Source organism: Planctobacterium marinum, assembly GCF_020687805.1.
GTDB classification, from domain to species: Bacteria; Pseudomonadota; Gammaproteobacteria; order Enterobacterales; family Alteromonadaceae; genus Planctobacterium; species Planctobacterium marinum.
Window position 1 is genome coordinate 839,291 of sequence record NZ_JAJEWQ010000003.1, and the last position, 16,679, is coordinate 855,969.

Genomic DNA, 16,679 nt, shown 5'->3' on the forward strand with positions numbered 1-16,679 from the left:
CAAACTTGGGGGATAGAGTAAGATAATGAGCCTGACTCAAGAAGATATCGGTTATTTAACGTCTCTCAGTTGCGGGAAATGTGACATGCAACACGAGAGGATTGCGTATCACAGGAACAGTAAAATACCGCTAAGCAATGCCGTTGCCGAGCATGGTTTTGCGCGGGTTGGGCTATGTCCTACCGCAGGGCGACTTGTGAATCTTACCTGCGCTCACACCTCATCTCGATGCAAATTAGTTAACCTAATCAAAAAAATACCAGACGACCTGGTAGCACCACAGACGAGAGAGGGTTGGATTAGAGATATAAAAGACATCGATTTTAAGATTGTCAGCCTTGATGTACAAAAAAGTGATTTGGAAGTCCGTCACGCCAAGGTGAAAAAAGCACAGCTTAGCAACGAGACCCCGGAAGGTAAGTCAGAAATCAAAGAGATTGAAAAGCGTATTGAACAGGTAGTCACAAATTACCATGTCCAGGTCACCGCGATGAGTAACTTGCAAGAGAAGATAAATCGCACAATCAGTGTTAGAGAGTGCTGATACAACTACTTCCCATTGATCCAGCCGGTGATGCCGTAACTATAATTCTCAGCAAAGGGGGTTACATAGGTCACTGATTGAGGCAATGTCACATCTAGCAATACCAGGCTATTAAACAAAGGCAACCAGGTTTCAGAGGAAGTGATATCCGCTGAAAAAATGGCAAAAGTCCGCCCCAATCGGGATGCCAATTGTTAGAAAAGTTAAACACGTAAGCAATTTTGCGAACTTCTGCCTGGTTCACGTCATAATGGGCGGTTAAAAAGCTGCCTGATAGTCGGTCAAATCAACCATTATTTAATGCATCGTGCACAAGCATTAAGGGCGTAACCAACACAGCATATTGGGAAAGGAGCCAGGCTCATTCAGCGGCTTACACATTCCAAAATAGGAAAGCAAAGGCTGACCATAAAACCCCCCGCTCTGGAAACATTCGATAAGATTTTTTGAAGAACCGCGATATCCAGCTTCGTGGAACACCACTTCGGGAGGCAAACCAATTGCTTCCAATGCCGCCCAGGACCAGGCAATCGCCGCGATTTCCTCACCATCGCTTTGACCTGAATCATTTACATTTTCGTTTAAAAGGTGGCGGGTTGCCGCAGGTTGAACCGCTATGTGACCAGCTTCGTGCAATAAATCACCGGGGTATTCTAATTTTTCGCTATCCACCCACAGCTGTCCATTATGGATGGTTACGCCCGGGAGGAATGTCTCGCCATCAATCCCGGTAAGCTTCACCTGAACCCCCACCTGCTCAAGAAATGTAATTATTCGCTGCAAAAGTTCAGTACCTGAAGTTGATGGTTGCATCAGAGTTCCTTTTCATGTTGATGGCGTTCAATAGCAATAAGCATTTGAGGACTAAACTATAGACGATTAAAAGGGGTAAATAAAAATCAAATGATAGAGGGTTAAACTAAAACAAATCAATGGCTGATTCTTTGGCAATGGCCACTTCCTCCTGAAGTTCACCTTCTTCAACCAATTGCTCGTAGCAATACACGGCATTGCGGCCGTGCTCTTTGGCGTAATACATGGCCTTGTCAGCCCGCTCCATTAGCACCTGTTCGTAATCTTCCTGCGAGGCTTCTGCAAACCCGATACTCACTGTAATTTTACCCACCAATGGGAACCTGTCTTGCTCAACTTCCAGTCGAAAGTCGTTGAGTTTTTTGAAGGCATCCGAGCGGGTAGCAGGCTCTAAAATGATAACGAACTCTTCCCCTCCAAAACGAAAGACATAATCAGAAGAGCGAAAATAGCCAGACATTTTCTGCGACAGCGTGAGCAAAACCTCATCGCCACAGACATGCCCGAAGACGTCATTCACCTTTTTAAAGTAGTCTATGTCAATGATAACCAGCCAGGGTTTATCCTCAGCATGAGCCTCACGGGAGGGAAAATTAGTGTGTTGGCGTTTCTGGCGGCTCGCCTGCTTGGCCAACATTTGGCGCAAATGCCGTTCAAAAGAGTGTCGATTTAATAATCCGGTGAGCTTGTCTTTTTCGCTTTCCACCAGCACCCTGAGGTAATTGCCATAAATCCGGGCGAAAGCACTGATCAATGACTTGTTTTCGGTAGTGATGGTTTCAGCACGCAAGTGCAACGCTAACTTTTTACCTGCCCCTGCAACCGGCACCCATAACTCCGTCATCCCATCCCGGGTTTCGGTAACGGAGCGTTTCAGGCTATCTATTGAAGTGACGAGTTGTGTGGCGGGTTGCATCAGGGTTTGATTTGCATACCAGACAAAGTGAGGCTCGACGGACTGCACTTTTAGTTCGAGTAAAACGGTGATGATGGGATTGGGCCAGCTCCGTTCTAACTCGTATAAACACGCTTTTTCAAAATACACGTATTCGGCAATAGTAGACAACAGACTGATCCCGACGGAATCCAGGTCTTTTTGCTCAGTTAGTGACACCACCGAATCGAGTATTTGCTTGTTCATCGACCATTCTCTGTGAAGGTAATGACCCAGCTTAAGCCCTAACCATAAGTTCTCAATTAAACTTTAGTATGATATCGCAGTGCCGGGTTTACTTGCTCAACACTATCTGTTCATGAAAGAACTTTCGGTAGTTAATCTTAATATCCTCGGCGCGCACCGCGCTGGCGATTTTTTCCCGACAATGCTTGTCTGCCAGATTAACGTCTTTGGGCGCCACAAAGTGATTGGACCGAAATGAGAAAAAGGTTTTCACTTTTGGTGATAAGGGCGCATTCTCATTGTGTTCAGTGACTAACGAGAGCTTTTCGGAATCCAGTTTCACCAGACTGCCCACCGGATGCACACCAATATATTTAATGAATTTGTTCACCAAGGCTTTGTCCAATTCCGTCTCACTGCATTTCAGCAGTATTTTCAGCGCCTGATTAGGCGGCATGCCCTTTCGATAACAACGGTCAGCGGTCATGGCATCGTACCCATCGACAATGGCAATCATACGTCCGTATATGTTGATGTCGCTGTCGTTCAGCCCCATTGGATAACCCGAACCATCCAGGCGTTCATGATGCTGCGCCACCACGTGAAATAGCCGTTTCGAGATCCCCTCCATCTTTTTCAGCACTTCCAGCCCTTTAACCACATGACCTTTCATGACGTCCATTTCTTCGTCGGTTAGTTTGCCGGGCTTGTGTAGTATCTGGTCAGGAATTTCAATTTTACCGATATCATGTAACATGCCCGCCAGGGCCAGCTCCGATACCACGTCGTTATCCAGCTCAAGATATTGTGCGAACGCCCCCATTAAAATTCCGACATTGAGCGAATGCTCCAACAGGTAAGCATCTTTCTGACGCAAGTGGATCATACACAACAGTGCGTTGGGATTTCTGTCCAGTGAGTTGACAAATTTCTCGCTGACGTCTTTGATAGGCTGAAAGTTAACCGGAAGCCCCGCCTGAATTGAGTGCAGTAATTTTTTCTGAAGCTTTTTAGCCTCTTCATACAATGCACTGGCCTGGGTTAATTCGTCTTCAAGAGAAACAGAGCCTCTGACATGCTCCGCTCGTTCGGTTTCGTTGGTGTCGGTGTCAACGTCTCGCTCAGTATCTCTTGCCACATCACTGCGCTCCATGTCCACAATGAGTGAAATAATACCTTTGGTTTTTAATATCGAAATGGCGTTTTCGGTGGTGACTTTGCCCTGAGTCTTTATTTTCAGATCACCATCTTGCTGATGTACCGCCTCGACGAACATTCCCACTGCGAGCTTATCTATGGGGACTACGACTAATTTGTTCATCAATCTGACACAACCCTTGTTATTCACTATTCAATACTGTGATACCGATTATTGCATCACTTCGCCCGACATCAAGCCCCATTTGCAGAACCTCAATGTCTTTTTAGTATACTTAAAATTGTAGTTATTAAAGCCTGCTGACAAAGTGATTTTTTTTCGGGATTGCTATTAATTTCGCTGTTACTCAAAAAACACATTGAGATAATATAACATATCCTATAAGCTGACCTTGTCTAACATCGGTATCCTATTTTTAGCCCACTATTTGTGTATCCTGATACCGCAACAATTCATCAATAGTTCACTTTTTTGTCATCTGTTACACTTTAATGTAATACAACTTTCATGATTTTTCACATACGCTTTTTGACTTTACCCTGCGGTAACTCATAACACCACAAAAGCAGCAGAAAAAGCCACCACCCAACGTGAAAATTTATTTACCCAACAACGACTTATATCCGTCATAAAAGCGCCAAACTTGTCACAAATTAGCGCATTTTTTTACACAAAAACATAAAATTTGTGTCATTAAGCCCGCCTATGCTCTCTCAGGTTTTGTGCTACCACGTGTAGCACGATCCTCAAACCCAACATTGATAAAATTCAGGAACATAAACATGAAGACGAACTGGATTGCACCAGTCAGTGCTTTAGCATTGGCTGTATCCGCTGCGACTCATGCCCAGGTATTACCCGAAGCGCAAAGTAATAGCGCCTGGTATACCGACGGTCAGGCTCAAATCAGCAGTAAACTGGCCAGAGCGCCAAAACAAAAAGCGAAAAATGTCATTTTATTTGTGGGTGATGGAATGGGTGTTTCAACCCTGACCGCTGCCCGTATCTTACAAGGCCAACAGCAAGGTAACTCCGGTGAAGAGGGTTACCTGAGCTTTGAAACCTTTCCTTTTTCTGCACAAGTAAAAACCTATAACGTTGATGCCCAAACGCCCGATTCAGCCGGTACTATGACGGCCATGATGTCAGGCCTAAAAACCGATGTTGGTGTTATCGGGGTCGATGAAGATATCGTTCGTGGTGATTGCGCGACCGTTGCGGGTAATGAAGTGGTTACTGCTCTTGAACTGGCGGAAATTAAAGGTCTATCTACAGGCATTATCTCTACTGCCCGTATTACCCATGCCACACCTGCCGCCACTTATGCCAAATCAGCGGATCGCAACTGGGAAGATATCTCTGATATGCCAGCAAGTGCGGCAGGCAACTGTGCCGATATTGCCGAGCAGTTGGTTAATTTCGAAAATCATCTGGAGAATCGTTATCCGGGCATCGATGTTGATGGTATCGAAGTTGCGCTGGGAGGTGGTCGCCGCCACTTTTTGCCGAACGACGAAGCATTCAACTCCCCGGATGCTGCCAGCAGCATTGAAGGTGATCGTACCGATGGCCGCGACTTAACAGCTGAATGGCAGGCGCAATATGAAAATGGTGTCTACGTCTATGATCAGACAGGCTTTGAATCTATTGACGCCAATTCGGTTGAGCGTATTTTTGGTTTGTTCAACGAATCACACATGCAGTATGAAGCGGATCGCGGCAACGATATCGCCGGAGAGCCCTCAATTGCCGAAATGACCTCAAAAGCCATCGATGTGCTGGATAACAACGACAAAGGCTTTTTTCTGATGGTTGAATCGGGTCGTATAGATCACGGCCATCACGCTGGCAGCGCCTACGGTGCACTGACTGACGCCATCGCATTTGCCGATGCAGTTCAGGCCGCTATGGATGCCACTGATCCTGACGAAACCTTGATTTTGGTTACGGCTGATCACAGCCATGTATTTACCATCGCAGGTTATCCCAAACGCGGCAACCCGATTTTGGGACATGTGGTAGCCGTAGGCGCAGACGAGCCCTCTTTGGCTGCTGACGGCTTGCCTTACACCACAGTAGGTTACACCAATGGATTGGGGTATCGCGATCTGGGCACTGAAACCGATGCCGATGCCACCTATGCACTGGATGCAATGACAGGCCGTGTCGATACCTCCGCCATTGACACCACACAATCCGGTTATCACCAGGAAGCCACGATCCCACTGGGTTCTGAAACTCATGCTGGTGAAGACATCTCCTTACATGCCATGGGCCCTGGCTCTCAATATGCGCAAGGCGTGATTGAACAGAGCGTGGTATTCCATCTGATAGACCAGGCGCTTGACCTGGTAGACTAAGGAAGAATTAAAAATGAACAAGTTTATCTATACATTAATTGCAGCTTCCGTTATCGGTCTATCAGGCTGCTCCGGAGATGATGGTGATCAGGGCCCGGCGGGTCCACAAGGTACACAGGGACCGGCAGGCCAGGACGGTTCAAATGGTACTGACGGAACTAACGGCACGGATGGCACAAACGGTGCTGATGGTACTGATGGTCTGAATAGCCTGATCAGTCAGACGGCTCTGCAGGTTGGTAATGCAAATTGTCGCAATGGTGGCGTGCAAATTGATTCCGGTCTGGATAGCAACAACGACGGAGTTTTGGACGCCAGTGAAGTGACCGCAACCGAATATGTGTGTTCTCCAACACTACTGGCCCTGGATGACACGGCCCTGGAATCCAGCCGCACAAACGATTACTTTATTGCGGGCCAGGCAGAAATCAGCACGGCTCAGGCGGTATGGGCTGATGTTACTGACCCTACTGCTCAGCGCGCACTTAAACATGCCGAGGCAAAAGGATTAGTCGTAGAGAAAATCGCGGCACGTGACATCGCCGATGTCCGTGGCAAAGCGAAAAATGTCATCCTGTTCGTGGGTGATGGCATGGGCATTTCTACGGTTACCGCTGCGCGTATTCTTGACGGTCAAAACAAGGGACTGGATGGCGAAGAACACGTACTGGCCATGGACAACATGCCGTTTTCAGGTTTTTCAAAAACCTACAACGTCGATGCGCAAACACCGGATTCAGCCGGTACTATGACAGCCATGGTAGCTGGTGTTAAAACCGATGTAGGTGTAATTGGTGTCGCCGAAGGCGTAGAGCGCGGCAGCTGCGCTTCTGTAGCCGGTAACGAACTGGTTACCGCGCTGGAACTGGCAGAAATTGCCGGCAAAGCGACCGGTATTATCTCTACCGCGCGTATTACTCACGCAACACCCGCAGCCACCTACGCAAAATCCGCCGATCGCAACTGGGAAGACATCTCAGATATGCCCGAAACTGAAATTGCCTGTGAGGACATCGCTTCTCAGTTAGTGAACTTTGAAGCCAACCTGGAAGCGCGCTTTGATGGATTAGACGTAGATGGTATCGAAGTGGTGATGGGTGGCGGTCGTCGTCATTTCTTGCCCAGAGACGCCGCGTTCAATTCTCCTGATGCAGCCAGCGATGTGGAAGGTGACCGAACGGATGGACGCGATTTGACCGCCGAATGGCAAACGACTTATGCCGATGGCATATACGTGTATGACCAAACCGGATTTGATGCTATCGATGCTGCAACTACAACCCGGGTATTTGGTCTGTTTAACGAGTCACATATGCAGTATGAAGCAGACCGTGGAAATGATATTTCGGGTGAACCTTCAGTCGCTGAAATGACCGCAAAGGCGATTGACATCCTGGACAACGACAGTGATGGTTTCTTCCTGATGGTGGAATCTGGTCGTATCGATCACGGGCATCACGCCGGAAGTGCCTACGGGGCGCTGACAGACACGATTGCTTTCGACGATGCCGTACAAACCGCCATCAATATGACCAGTGACAGTGACACGCTGATCGTGGTTACCGCTGACCACAGTCACGTATTTACCATTGCAGGGTACCCTAAGCGCGGCAACCCGATACTGGGCAAGGTAGTGCCGGTTGGCTCAGAGGAAGTCTCTTTAGCTGCTGATGGCATGCCTTACACCACACTGGGTTACACCAACGGTTTAGGTTTCCAGGATCTTGGTAGTGAGACAGACGCTGACGCAGCATACGCTTTTGCACCGGTGACCGGTCGCGTGGACTTAAGCGATGTGGACACTACTGCGCCAGGATTTCACCAGGAAGCGTTAGTGCCCTTGACGTCAGAAACGCATGCGGCTGAAGATGTTGGCATTTATGCCAGTGGTCCCGGCGCACATCTGGTGACAGGTACCAATGAACAAAGTGTCATCTTCCACGTGATGGATTACGCGGCAGATTTTGTGAAAAAAGCCAACGACACACTCAATTAAGCACAGCTTAATGTGTTAGCAATAAAACGGGACCATACTGGTCCCGTTTTTAACCCAATCAAGCAATTTAACACTATTATGAAACCCGCAATTAAGTTAATCATTGGCGTTTTTTCGCTGCTAATGCCCGTTCTCTCGGGCGCCCAAAGCCTGTTAAGCGCGAAGTATGAAATCGCGATCACCAGCCAGGACCATCCCGAAAAGGTCAGACACTTTACGCTATGGCGCAATAAACATAATCAGGTCATACACCAGCATAATGACCAACAGGTGGCCCAATACTGGACCCTGCAAAACAACCACAAGGTAAAACTGATCACCTTGTTTGATAGTCATCAACGGGGCATTGAATACGCAGCAGCAGACATTAAAGGCCACCAGCAACGTGACTGGTCAGAGAAATGGCAATTGTTGAGCAACGATTTTCTGCGTGAGTTGCAACTGGTTCGCACTTATGATGATGAACAATTTGGCAAAGTGGCAGTACTCAGTAAACAGGCAACCGAAAATCGTTTCACCGTAGAATGGTTGCCCGAATTGTCATTAGTAAAATCAATCACTAACGACAGTGCACAAAGTAAGGAAACCTGGGTTTTGCACTCGGTTTCCAGTGATGCGCAACACGTTGAACAACAATGGCAGGCATGGGCTCGTTACTATCTGACCGACTATGCTGACATTGGGGACAATGAATCCGATCCGTTTTTAATGCAAATGATCAACCTTGGATTTGTCGAGGAAGCCGCTTCCGGTTTTTACAATGACAAAGGTCAGCCGATTAAAGGTCAACACAGCCATCATCACTAAAGGCTGAAACACAGAGAGCGCGCTACCGGCGTTCTCTGTCTCCTTGCATAACAACTTGCAAACATCAGTTTGCAGGCCGGCAAGTTGTGTTATTGTAGGCTCTGTTGCCCCCTAATTTCACAACAAATTTTTATCGCCGCGCATGCCATCAGAACAATTTTTCACAGCACTCAAGGCTATAGGTCAGCGGGCTGAAAGCGAGATCAGCAAGACCGACTATTACCACATGCGTATTATTGGTCTTGCCGGTCACGGCAGCTTTTTGTTGGGTGTCTACTGTGCTGTGCAGCAGTATATGCTACCAGCCGCTGTCCTGATGGCATGGTCTTTAATGATTAGTTGGCTGTTAATGCACCACATCGGTCATGGCGGATATAACAAAATAGCCGGTATTCCCAGACGCTACCATTCAAAGCACTATGCTCAGGGGTGGCGACGCTACATTGACTGGTTTGACTGGATTAAACCGGAAGCCTGGAATTATGAACACAATTACCTGCATCACTCTTTTACCGGAGAACTAAAAGATCCGGACCTCGTAGAGGAAAACCTGGACTGGCTGGCCAAAGCAAAACTGCCGGTGCCATTGAAAAAGCTAATCTTGTTGTTTTTCGCACTCACCTGGAAAGTCACGTATTATTCAGCCCGCACCCTGTCATTTCTTCGGGGCCACAACAAAGTCACCTTTGCTAATTTTCTGGATATTCGCCAGAAATCCCAGCGAGTAATGTGGCTGCAATTGTTCCTCCCCTACGGACTTTTTCATTTTGCCTTGTTGCCACTGCTCGTGGAGTGGTGGTTCTCAGCGGGTGGGTCATTTCTGCTTTGCCGGATCGTCGCAGAGCTGCTGCACAATTTACATACCTTCATTATCATAGTTCCCAACCATGCCGGTGAGGATTTATGTCGCTTTCACGATATCCAAAAACAACAGCGACGAGGCGATAGTTATTATCTGCGACAGATTTTGGGTTCAGCAAACTATCATTGCGGAAATGAGTGGCTGGATCTGTCGCAAATGTACCTGAATTACCAGATTGAACACCACCTTTTTCCGGCACTTCCCATGCGCCAATATCGACGCATTCAACCTCAGGTCAAAGCACTGTGTTTACAGCATGGGGTACCCTACATTCAGGAAAGTGTCTGGCAAAGACTGAGTAAAATGGTCGCCATCGCCACCGGATGCCAAAAAATGCAAACTACGGTGCCGGTTAATATTTCACAGCGGTGAGTATTCTTTGGCTAACTGCTTGATTTTTAGGCTGTCATTGGGATGTCACAGTTTTGCTGCTTGCGCCTAAAGATCACGCGCTATAAACTGCCAACATAAGGCCGTCCGGACCAGCTCCGGCAGCGTTTATACCTTCATTCACGGATTAAAAAATAATAAGCATGTCTGAACACGCAGTAGAATTAAAAGGTACGGGGTTTACCTTGTCGGTGGTGAAAATTACCCACCCGGATCTGGAAAAAGTCAAAGCCGAGTTGTCTCAAAAAATCGCACAGGCTCCGCAGTTTTTTAATCTTGCTCCTGTGGTCATTAATCTGGAAGCCAGTGAGGTGATGCCAGATTTCGCCTCACTCAAGTCATTATTAGCCGATTTAAAACTGTTGCCCGTTGGTATTACAGGTTGTCCGGACGCTCATAAACAGGCGGCAAACGATGCCGGATTTGCCTTACTCAATGCTCCAAAGAAAGCCTCTCAGGGCGTGACTCAGAGCAACGAGACGCCTGCGCCTCAGGTAGTCGAGAAAGTAGTCAAAGTGGCGGAATCCGTGCCCAGTCGTATTGTTCAGCAAACGTTGCGCTCAGGTCAGCAAATTTACGCCAAAGGCGGTGATTTAATTGTTATTGGCTCGGTCAGCAACGGAGCCGAAGTTATTGCTGATGGCAATATTCATATTTATGGCGCCCTGCGAGGCCGAGCCATAGCCGGTGCGTCTGGCAACAATGATGCAAGAATTTTTTGCCGAAAGCTCCAGGGCGAATTGATCAGTATCAACGGTCACTATTGGACCTCAGATCAACTTCAGGCGCATTGGGAGCAGTCGGTGTGTATTTCATTAAATGGTGAACAACTGTCGGTTTTATCATTAGACATTTAATTTAGGAACATATATGTCACGAGTTATCGTAGTTACTTCCGGAAAAGGCGGTGTTGGCAAAACTACCAGCAGTGCCGCCATCGGTACCGGTCTGGCTCTGAAGGGCCACCGAACTGTTATCGTGGATTTTGACATCGGTTTGCGAAATCTGGACCTTATCATGGGGGTTGAGCGCCGCGTGGTCTACGACTTCGTTAATGTCATTAACGGTGATGCCAACCTGAACCAGGCATTGATCAAAGACAAACGCGTGGAAGGTCTGTATATACTGCCCGCTTCGCAAACCCGTGACAAAGACGCACTAACCCGGGAAGGGGTCGAAAAGGTTCTGGAAGAGCTCAGACAAAGTTTCGATTTTATTATCTGCGACTCACCGGCGGGTATTGAGCAGGGTGCCTTGATGGCGCTGTATTTCGCCGACGAAGCCATTGTCGTCACCAATCCGGAAGTATCCTCGGTGCGTGACTCGGACCGAATTCTGGGAATTCTGGCATCGAAGTCTCGTCGCGCTGAACAGAATATGGAACCGGTCAAAGAGCACCTGTTGTTAACCCGATACAACCCGACCCGGGTAACCGCGGGCGAGATGTTGAGCGTTGATGACGTCAACGAAATCCTGGCTATTTCACTGTTGGGAGTTATTCCCGAATCACAGGCGGTGTTAAAAGCGTCCAATATTGGTGAGCCGGTGGTAATGGACCAGGAAAGTGATGCTGGCCTGGCATACCAGGATGCCATCGCACGACTTTTAGGTGAAAAACTGGATTTTCGCTTTTTAACAGAAGAGAAAAAGGGCTTGTTGAAGCGCTTATTCGGGGGGTAATCAGCGATGTCATTATTAAACTACTTCCGCCCCAAGAAAAAGCCCGCCGCCTCAGTGGCCAAAGAGCGACTGCAGATTATCGTGGCTCATGAACGTAAAAAACGGGCAGGACCCAGTTGGTTACCGCAAATGGAACGCGACATTCTTGCTGTGATCAGCAAATACGTGGAAATTGGTCCGGACGCCATTTCAGTGCAACTGGAACAAACTGAAGATGATCTGTCGGTGCTGGAACTGAATGTCACCTTGCCGGAATAAGGGGTTCCGGCCGACAACGCGTTAATCCGAAAATCCGGCGGTGATGGCCTGCAGTTCGCCGCTTTTTTTCATTTGATACAAGGTGCCATCCAGCGCTCTTCTAAACGCCTTCTGCCAGGGATATTGGCCTGAGGCGATACCTGGTTCTGAATAGCCAATATAGCCATCATCTCTGCCGGCAATTGCCGCCTGAAACAAACGCAGATGAGTTTCGGACTTGTACTGTCCGGAGGTTTTAAGCTTTTTCATGTGATACTGATAGGCCAGCTTTTCCATCAGAATGCAATCGTTGCGTCCCGATGCCACCATCATCAACAGTAAATTTGCCCCATCCACTTCGTGATAGTTAATGGCTTTTTGATGCAACAAAGTGCGAAACTCCGCACCGCCCCAACCATCGTATCCCCGCATGTTACCAATGGTTTTCCCGATAAAATCCGACGGCCACTGCAGTGATGTTGCGCTGTTAACTTTGCTGTTGCAGATAACCAATACGGTTTCTTCGTACAATGGATAAGAATAAGGATAAAGATAAGGCCAGTCATGGGCGTGAAAATAAGTTGGCGAGAAAGCAAAACCCTCGCCTCGCTCCATCAGATGTTTGCCGCGATTCCAGGGCACGGGTTCAAAAATAACGCTGTAGTCTGCCATTTTATCGAATGCAGCGGTGAGAATTTCAATATACAAACCCTGCACCCGACCATCTTTGACATAGCTATAGGGCGGATAACCGTCATCCACATGGATTTTCACTTCAACTTTGGCCTGGAGGCTCAAACTCATCGCCAACAGCATAAACCACAGACTACAACACCTGAACATGTACAATCCCAAAATCACCCTATCAGGAGTAAAAGTTAGTTTCAGTATAGAGGGAATGAAGTCACTTGTCTGGCCAGAATAGCAGATTTATCTCCAGGTTGTGGATCAGGTTCCCGTCGCAGCTCTGTGTTCGGTATTTGCCAATAAACCAGCGTCATGGCAGGGCGGTGAGGACAGATCAAGGGCACACAACTCTGTTGTCCACAGCGGTTCCATATCAGCCACGTCTGGCACTGAGATTAAATCTACCAGTGATTTATCTTCCAGAGGACCAATAACCACCCTAAATCGGGTCAGACTGCTGTCGGGGCTTTCAACAATATGGGTGTTGTAATTGCGATAGATCATACTGCGTTCATAGGCATACTTTAAATCATTGAAACTACCCGCCACCGCGTATACCTCGGCACGGCCCGGTTCAACCAGAATAGTAGTACGCCTGGCAGATGGCGTAGAAAGGTTGCCCTCAACGACTGACAATGTTTCATGATTTACTGCTGCAACCGAGGCGTCCGAAGGGTCGGATAGCACACCATCGGAGTGGCTATCTGCAGCCTGCTCTGCCACTAAAGTGGCTTCAACGGGTTCGTCACAAATTGCCTCATCCGTCAAATAACGATGAAGTGCGCAGTCTTTATCCATTACCGCTGATAGGGCGTGATCGCTTAAGCCTTTGCCGGTGATCAGGTAACTGATCCCACCAACCGCTAACAGCTCCAGTGAAGCACATCCGGAAACACAGGTAACGGCCACACACAACGAGGAGACCTTGATTAGCTTTTGCATACGTTTTCCACAACGTCAGTTTCCTGACAATTTACTGATTCAGGGGTAATTGCTCATTAAACAGGCAATGTTCGGGCCAAAAATTAGAAATCATTGTTCTGAACACGCAACCTGGTTAGACTCATATCACATCCAATAGCAGTAATTCTGTCCGGTTGTTACGCTCACAGCCGTACCTGAGCCGCAGTTTTACGCACACATATCAACCATCCATGCAAAAAAATTACAGTCTGGTGACCGGCTACATTATGGCGGCGATAGTCATTTCCATCTGGAGTGGTTTTATCGTTGTTTCCCGTTATGGCGCCACTAATGCATTGCTCAACTATGATTTGATCGCCCTGCGCTATGGGGTCGCTACGCTGGTATCCATACCCGTATGGTGGTTTTTCTCGGCAAGGATAAACTTTTTCCATTATCGCTACCTGTTGCTCGCTCTGTTCGGCGGGCTTTGTTACGCGTTTTGTGCATTTAGTGCCTTCGCTCTGGCTCCGGCCAATCACGCTGCAGTGTTTTTACCCGGTTTTATGCCGGTGGCCATCAGTCTGTGCATATGGCTGATTCTGGGTACCAGGGTGCAGGGCAAGCAGTTAATCGCGCTTGGAATTATCTCGGCCGGCATTGTTTTACTGGCGTTAAATACTCTGACGGTGAGTGCAGATACCCTCAGAGGCGATCTGTTGTTTATGGGCGCGGCATTCAGTTGGGGGGTTTTTAATGCCCTTTTAAAAAAGTGGCACCCGGACCCCTATGCCACCGTTGCTGCAGTATCTTTGTTTACTTCCGTCGTGTACTTACCACTGTTTCTGATGTACCTGCCTTCAAATCTGGGCAGTGCTCCGGACGCAGAAATTTGGCTTCAGGCCGGATATCAGGGCGTTTTAGCGGCTGTAGTACAGTTGTTATTGTACGTTAAGGCAGCGAAAACTATTGGAGCCAATAACATGGCCGTAACTATGGCCTTTGTGCCTGTTCTTGCGGCTTTGCTGGCTGTACCGGTTTTGCAGGAGCAGATCACCGTATTTATTGCGGTGAGTTTGTTGTGTGTAACCGGTGGGGCCATTTATGGCAATATCCACGGCAACAAAAATCGCCACAAAGACGAAATCAATTAGACGAAATTAAATAATGGCTTTGATGCCTGCTGCTGGCAGGCATTGTCGGTCGTTTCTTTTTGCCTGAGTGAAGTTACGGCAACCGGGGCGGTTGCACCGCCAAGTGACGTTAATTCAGGGACGTCCATCGCCGCTTTCAGACCGCTCATTGTTATCGCGTCGGTCACCATTATTTCGGCCATTGCGCTGTGCATCCGCAGCGAGAAACACGTTGCGCTGCAATTCACTGCCAATCGCAGTATTGCGGCGAATAATATCAGACAAACGCGTGTCCTCGACCCGCTTTATCTGGTCCTCTGATAAGCTGTTCTGATACCAGAAGCGGTCGCCGTCGCGAAGTGCCACAAACTGACGTTGCAGGATGTAAAAAAACAACTCCCCCACCATCGCATCTTCATAGTGGTCTTCAGCCAGACCACCCACCCACATATCTATATCGTCAACCGTTTCATAAGCGGCTGCCAGGGCGGTTTGTACCAACACATCGGAGCTAATTTCAGAAAAGTCGGATACCGGCACCAGGCCCATGTCCTGCCGGGCCTGATTGTAAGAGGCTAGTCCGTGGTCCCGACCGCGCTGAATATTCAGCGACACCAGATCAAAACCACCAGCGCCTGGCGGGCCAAATAAAAAGTTACGTACATCATCTATGACATAGTTGTCGATCGTCTGACAAACCTGACTTGCCAGTCCCCTCAATATCGGTTCCAGCCCCTCGTTGATGATTTCATCGGGGCGGAAAAACGCCTCTCTCAACGACAGGTGCCCGGCTGCAATTTCTTCTCCGTTTTCATCTAACCGCAGTATTTGTGGGCTCAATAAACTATGCCCCAGACGATAGGCTGCCGTGGAAAATTCGTTGGCAATGTCAGCATTGAGCGTGGCATCGTAACCCCGATAAGCAGGAATGCCGTTGCGGCCCAGCAACAGGGGTAAAAATTCACGGTAGGTGATTACCTGCATCTGTGCCGTTATGATATCTCTGGCAGCCTGATAGATTTCCTCACCACTTAAATCAGGCTGATCACGTCTGATCCGACGAGCCTGACGATTGTGCTCCCGGACAAAAAGCGTGTGCATGGTGGTTAATCCCACCTGCTCGTTGGCCCTCACATCTCCTGCCAGAAACAATGTGTTTGCCGTACCACCGGCATTCGCTAATCCGGACTCATTAAAAGGCAGTAACCGTCCTTCACTGGTTTTTAGCTGGCCCGAACCATCTGACAGACGCAACGCCTCAGCCCGCTGCGCGGAAGATCCATAAACGTTAGAAGCATCTATCCAGGCCGTTATCTCGTTGATTTGCTGCCTTGGATTCTCCTGGTCGGTACCTGATTCAAGATCATAAACGGATCGGTTAAGGGGAATTTCCGCAATACCTGTACTCAGGGGATCAAAAAAACGATCCCCGGCCGGGACAAGGATGTTGGCCGGTTCTTCCGGATCAATACCATCGGTCAAATCGATATCATGGTCGAGGAATTGCCCCCACTGCCACATAAAATCGGTGACTGAATGACTATTGGGGACAACGTGGTCTTGCGCGAACACCAGATTGCTGATCAATCTGGGCGAAGGGCGATTTTCACCGGCCAGGCTGCTGATACCATCGCTGTACCCACTGCGTGTATAGCGCTGTAACACAGTATGAGTTGCCCCCATAGCGGAATTCTCAATATTATTATTACGACCATCAATGGCTCTGACCTCAAAAACCGGGGTTTCTGGCTGGGGCCGCGCATCGCGCTCAATATTGCGTACCGGAGAAACCCGATTGGTTTTATTTTCGGAATTAACCTGTGTTGCGTTTGCTGCTTGTTCCGGGTTTTGCTGAGCCAGTGCTAAACTGCCGGTCATGGTGGTGACAATGTATAGTATCAGGGTACTTAGTCGCATCTTGTTCTCCAAACTGCGGATTGTTTACCCTATACAACGCGTACAATTACCAATGGTTGACATTGATTTAC

Annotated in this window: 15 protein-coding genes and 1 pseudogene; 9 read left to right on the forward strand and 7 right to left on the reverse strand. The window is 48.2% G+C overall.

What is annotated here, in order from left to right; genetic code table 11:
- Positions 1 to 85: 85 nt before the first annotated feature.
- Positions 86 to 544, forward strand: coding sequence for a hypothetical protein (locus LJ740_RS13405; RefSeq protein WP_229529598.1), 459 nt, complete (start codon positions 86 to 88; stop codon positions 542 to 544).
- A gap of 94 nt (positions 545 to 638) precedes the next feature.
- Here the strand turns inward: LJ740_RS13405 and LJ740_RS23460 are convergent.
- From LJ740_RS23460 to LJ740_RS13420, 4 genes and pseudogenes are all read right to left on the reverse strand, one after another.
- Positions 639 to 806, reverse strand: a pseudogene (locus tag LJ740_RS23460) (2OG-Fe(II) oxygenase family protein); the annotation flags it as partial.
- A gap of 56 nt (positions 807 to 862) precedes the next feature.
- A complete protein-coding gene (locus tag LJ740_RS13410; RefSeq protein ID WP_229529599.1) occupies positions 863 to 1,357 on the reverse strand; it encodes a hypothetical protein in 495 nt (164 codons plus the stop codon).
- A 106-nt stretch (positions 1,358 to 1,463) separates the two neighbouring features.
- Positions 1,464 to 2,498: a GGDEF domain-containing protein gene (locus LJ740_RS13415; protein ID WP_229529600.1), complete on the reverse strand. Its 1,035-nt coding sequence runs from the start codon at positions 2,496 to 2,498 to the stop codon at positions 1,464 to 1,466.
- A gap of 88 nt (positions 2,499 to 2,586) precedes the next feature.
- On the reverse strand, positions 2,587 to 3,798 hold the full coding sequence (locus LJ740_RS13420; protein WP_229529601.1) for an HD-GYP domain-containing protein: 1,212 nt from the start codon (positions 3,796 to 3,798) through the stop codon (positions 2,587 to 2,589).
- 620 nt (positions 3,799 to 4,418) lie between these two features.
- Here LJ740_RS13420 and LJ740_RS13425 point away from each other — a divergent pair.
- The 7 genes from LJ740_RS13425 to minE all read left to right on the forward strand — a co-directional run bounded on the left by LJ740_RS13425 (position 4,419) and on the right by minE (position 11,989).
- Positions 4,419 to 5,996 carry an alkaline phosphatase gene (locus tag LJ740_RS13425; protein ID WP_229529602.1) on the forward strand — a complete coding sequence of 526 codons (1,578 nt, stop codon included), beginning with the start codon at positions 4,419 to 4,421 and terminating at the stop codon, positions 5,994 to 5,996.
- A gap of 13 nt (positions 5,997 to 6,009) precedes the next feature.
- The gene (locus LJ740_RS13430) at positions 6,010 to 7,992 is read left to right on the forward strand and encodes an alkaline phosphatase (RefSeq protein ID WP_229529603.1); all 1,983 of its coding nucleotides are present in this window, start codon (positions 6,010 to 6,012) and stop codon (positions 7,990 to 7,992) included.
- A 78-nt stretch (positions 7,993 to 8,070) separates the two neighbouring features.
- Positions 8,071 to 8,799 (forward strand): hypothetical protein, encoded by a 729-nt coding sequence (locus tag LJ740_RS13435; RefSeq protein ID WP_229529604.1) that lies wholly within the window; start codon positions 8,071 to 8,073, stop codon positions 8,797 to 8,799.
- Between the two features lie 142 nt (positions 8,800 to 8,941).
- On the forward strand, positions 8,942 to 10,033 hold the full coding sequence (locus LJ740_RS13440) for a fatty acid desaturase family protein (RefSeq protein ID WP_229529605.1): 1,092 nt from the start codon (positions 8,942 to 8,944) through the stop codon (positions 10,031 to 10,033).
- A 161-nt stretch (positions 10,034 to 10,194) separates the two neighbouring features.
- A complete protein-coding gene (gene minC / locus LJ740_RS13445) occupies positions 10,195 to 10,908 on the forward strand; it encodes a septum site-determining protein MinC (protein ID WP_229529606.1) in 714 nt (237 codons plus the stop codon).
- A 13-nt stretch (positions 10,909 to 10,921) separates the two neighbouring features.
- Positions 10,922 to 11,731 carry a septum site-determining protein MinD gene (gene minD, locus LJ740_RS13450; protein ID WP_229529607.1) on the forward strand — a complete coding sequence of 270 codons (810 nt, stop codon included), beginning with the start codon at positions 10,922 to 10,924 and terminating at the stop codon, positions 11,729 to 11,731.
- 6 nt (positions 11,732 to 11,737) lie between these two features.
- Positions 11,738 to 11,989: a cell division topological specificity factor MinE gene (minE, locus tag LJ740_RS13455; protein WP_229529608.1), complete on the forward strand. Its 252-nt coding sequence runs from the start codon at positions 11,738 to 11,740 to the stop codon at positions 11,987 to 11,989.
- Positions 11,990 to 12,010: 21 nt separating this feature from the next.
- Here minE and LJ740_RS13460 read toward each other — a convergent pair whose 3' ends face one another.
- Both LJ740_RS13460 and LJ740_RS13465 read right to left on the reverse strand, forming a co-directional pair.
- Positions 12,011 to 12,772, reverse strand: a complete 762-nt coding sequence (locus LJ740_RS13460) for a transporter substrate-binding domain-containing protein (RefSeq protein WP_229529609.1) — start codon at positions 12,770 to 12,772, stop codon at positions 12,011 to 12,013.
- Between the two features lie 144 nt (positions 12,773 to 12,916).
- On the reverse strand, positions 12,917 to 13,597 hold the full coding sequence (locus LJ740_RS13465) for a hypothetical protein (protein ID WP_229529610.1): 681 nt from the start codon (positions 13,595 to 13,597) through the stop codon (positions 12,917 to 12,919).
- Between the two features lie 212 nt (positions 13,598 to 13,809).
- On the opposite strand from LJ740_RS13465, the gene LJ740_RS13470 reads away from it, so the two are divergent.
- Entirely contained in the window at positions 13,810 to 14,712 is a 903-nt protein-coding gene (locus LJ740_RS13470; RefSeq protein ID WP_229529611.1) for a DMT family transporter, read from the forward strand.
- Positions 14,713 to 14,826: 114 nt separating this feature from the next.
- On the opposite strand, the gene LJ740_RS13475 is transcribed toward LJ740_RS13470, so the two are convergent.
- Complete coding sequence (locus LJ740_RS13475) at positions 14,827 to 16,608, reverse strand: peroxidase family protein (protein ID WP_229529612.1); 1,782 nt, start codon at positions 16,606 to 16,608, stop codon at positions 14,827 to 14,829.
- Positions 16,609 to 16,679 lie beyond the last annotated feature (71 nt).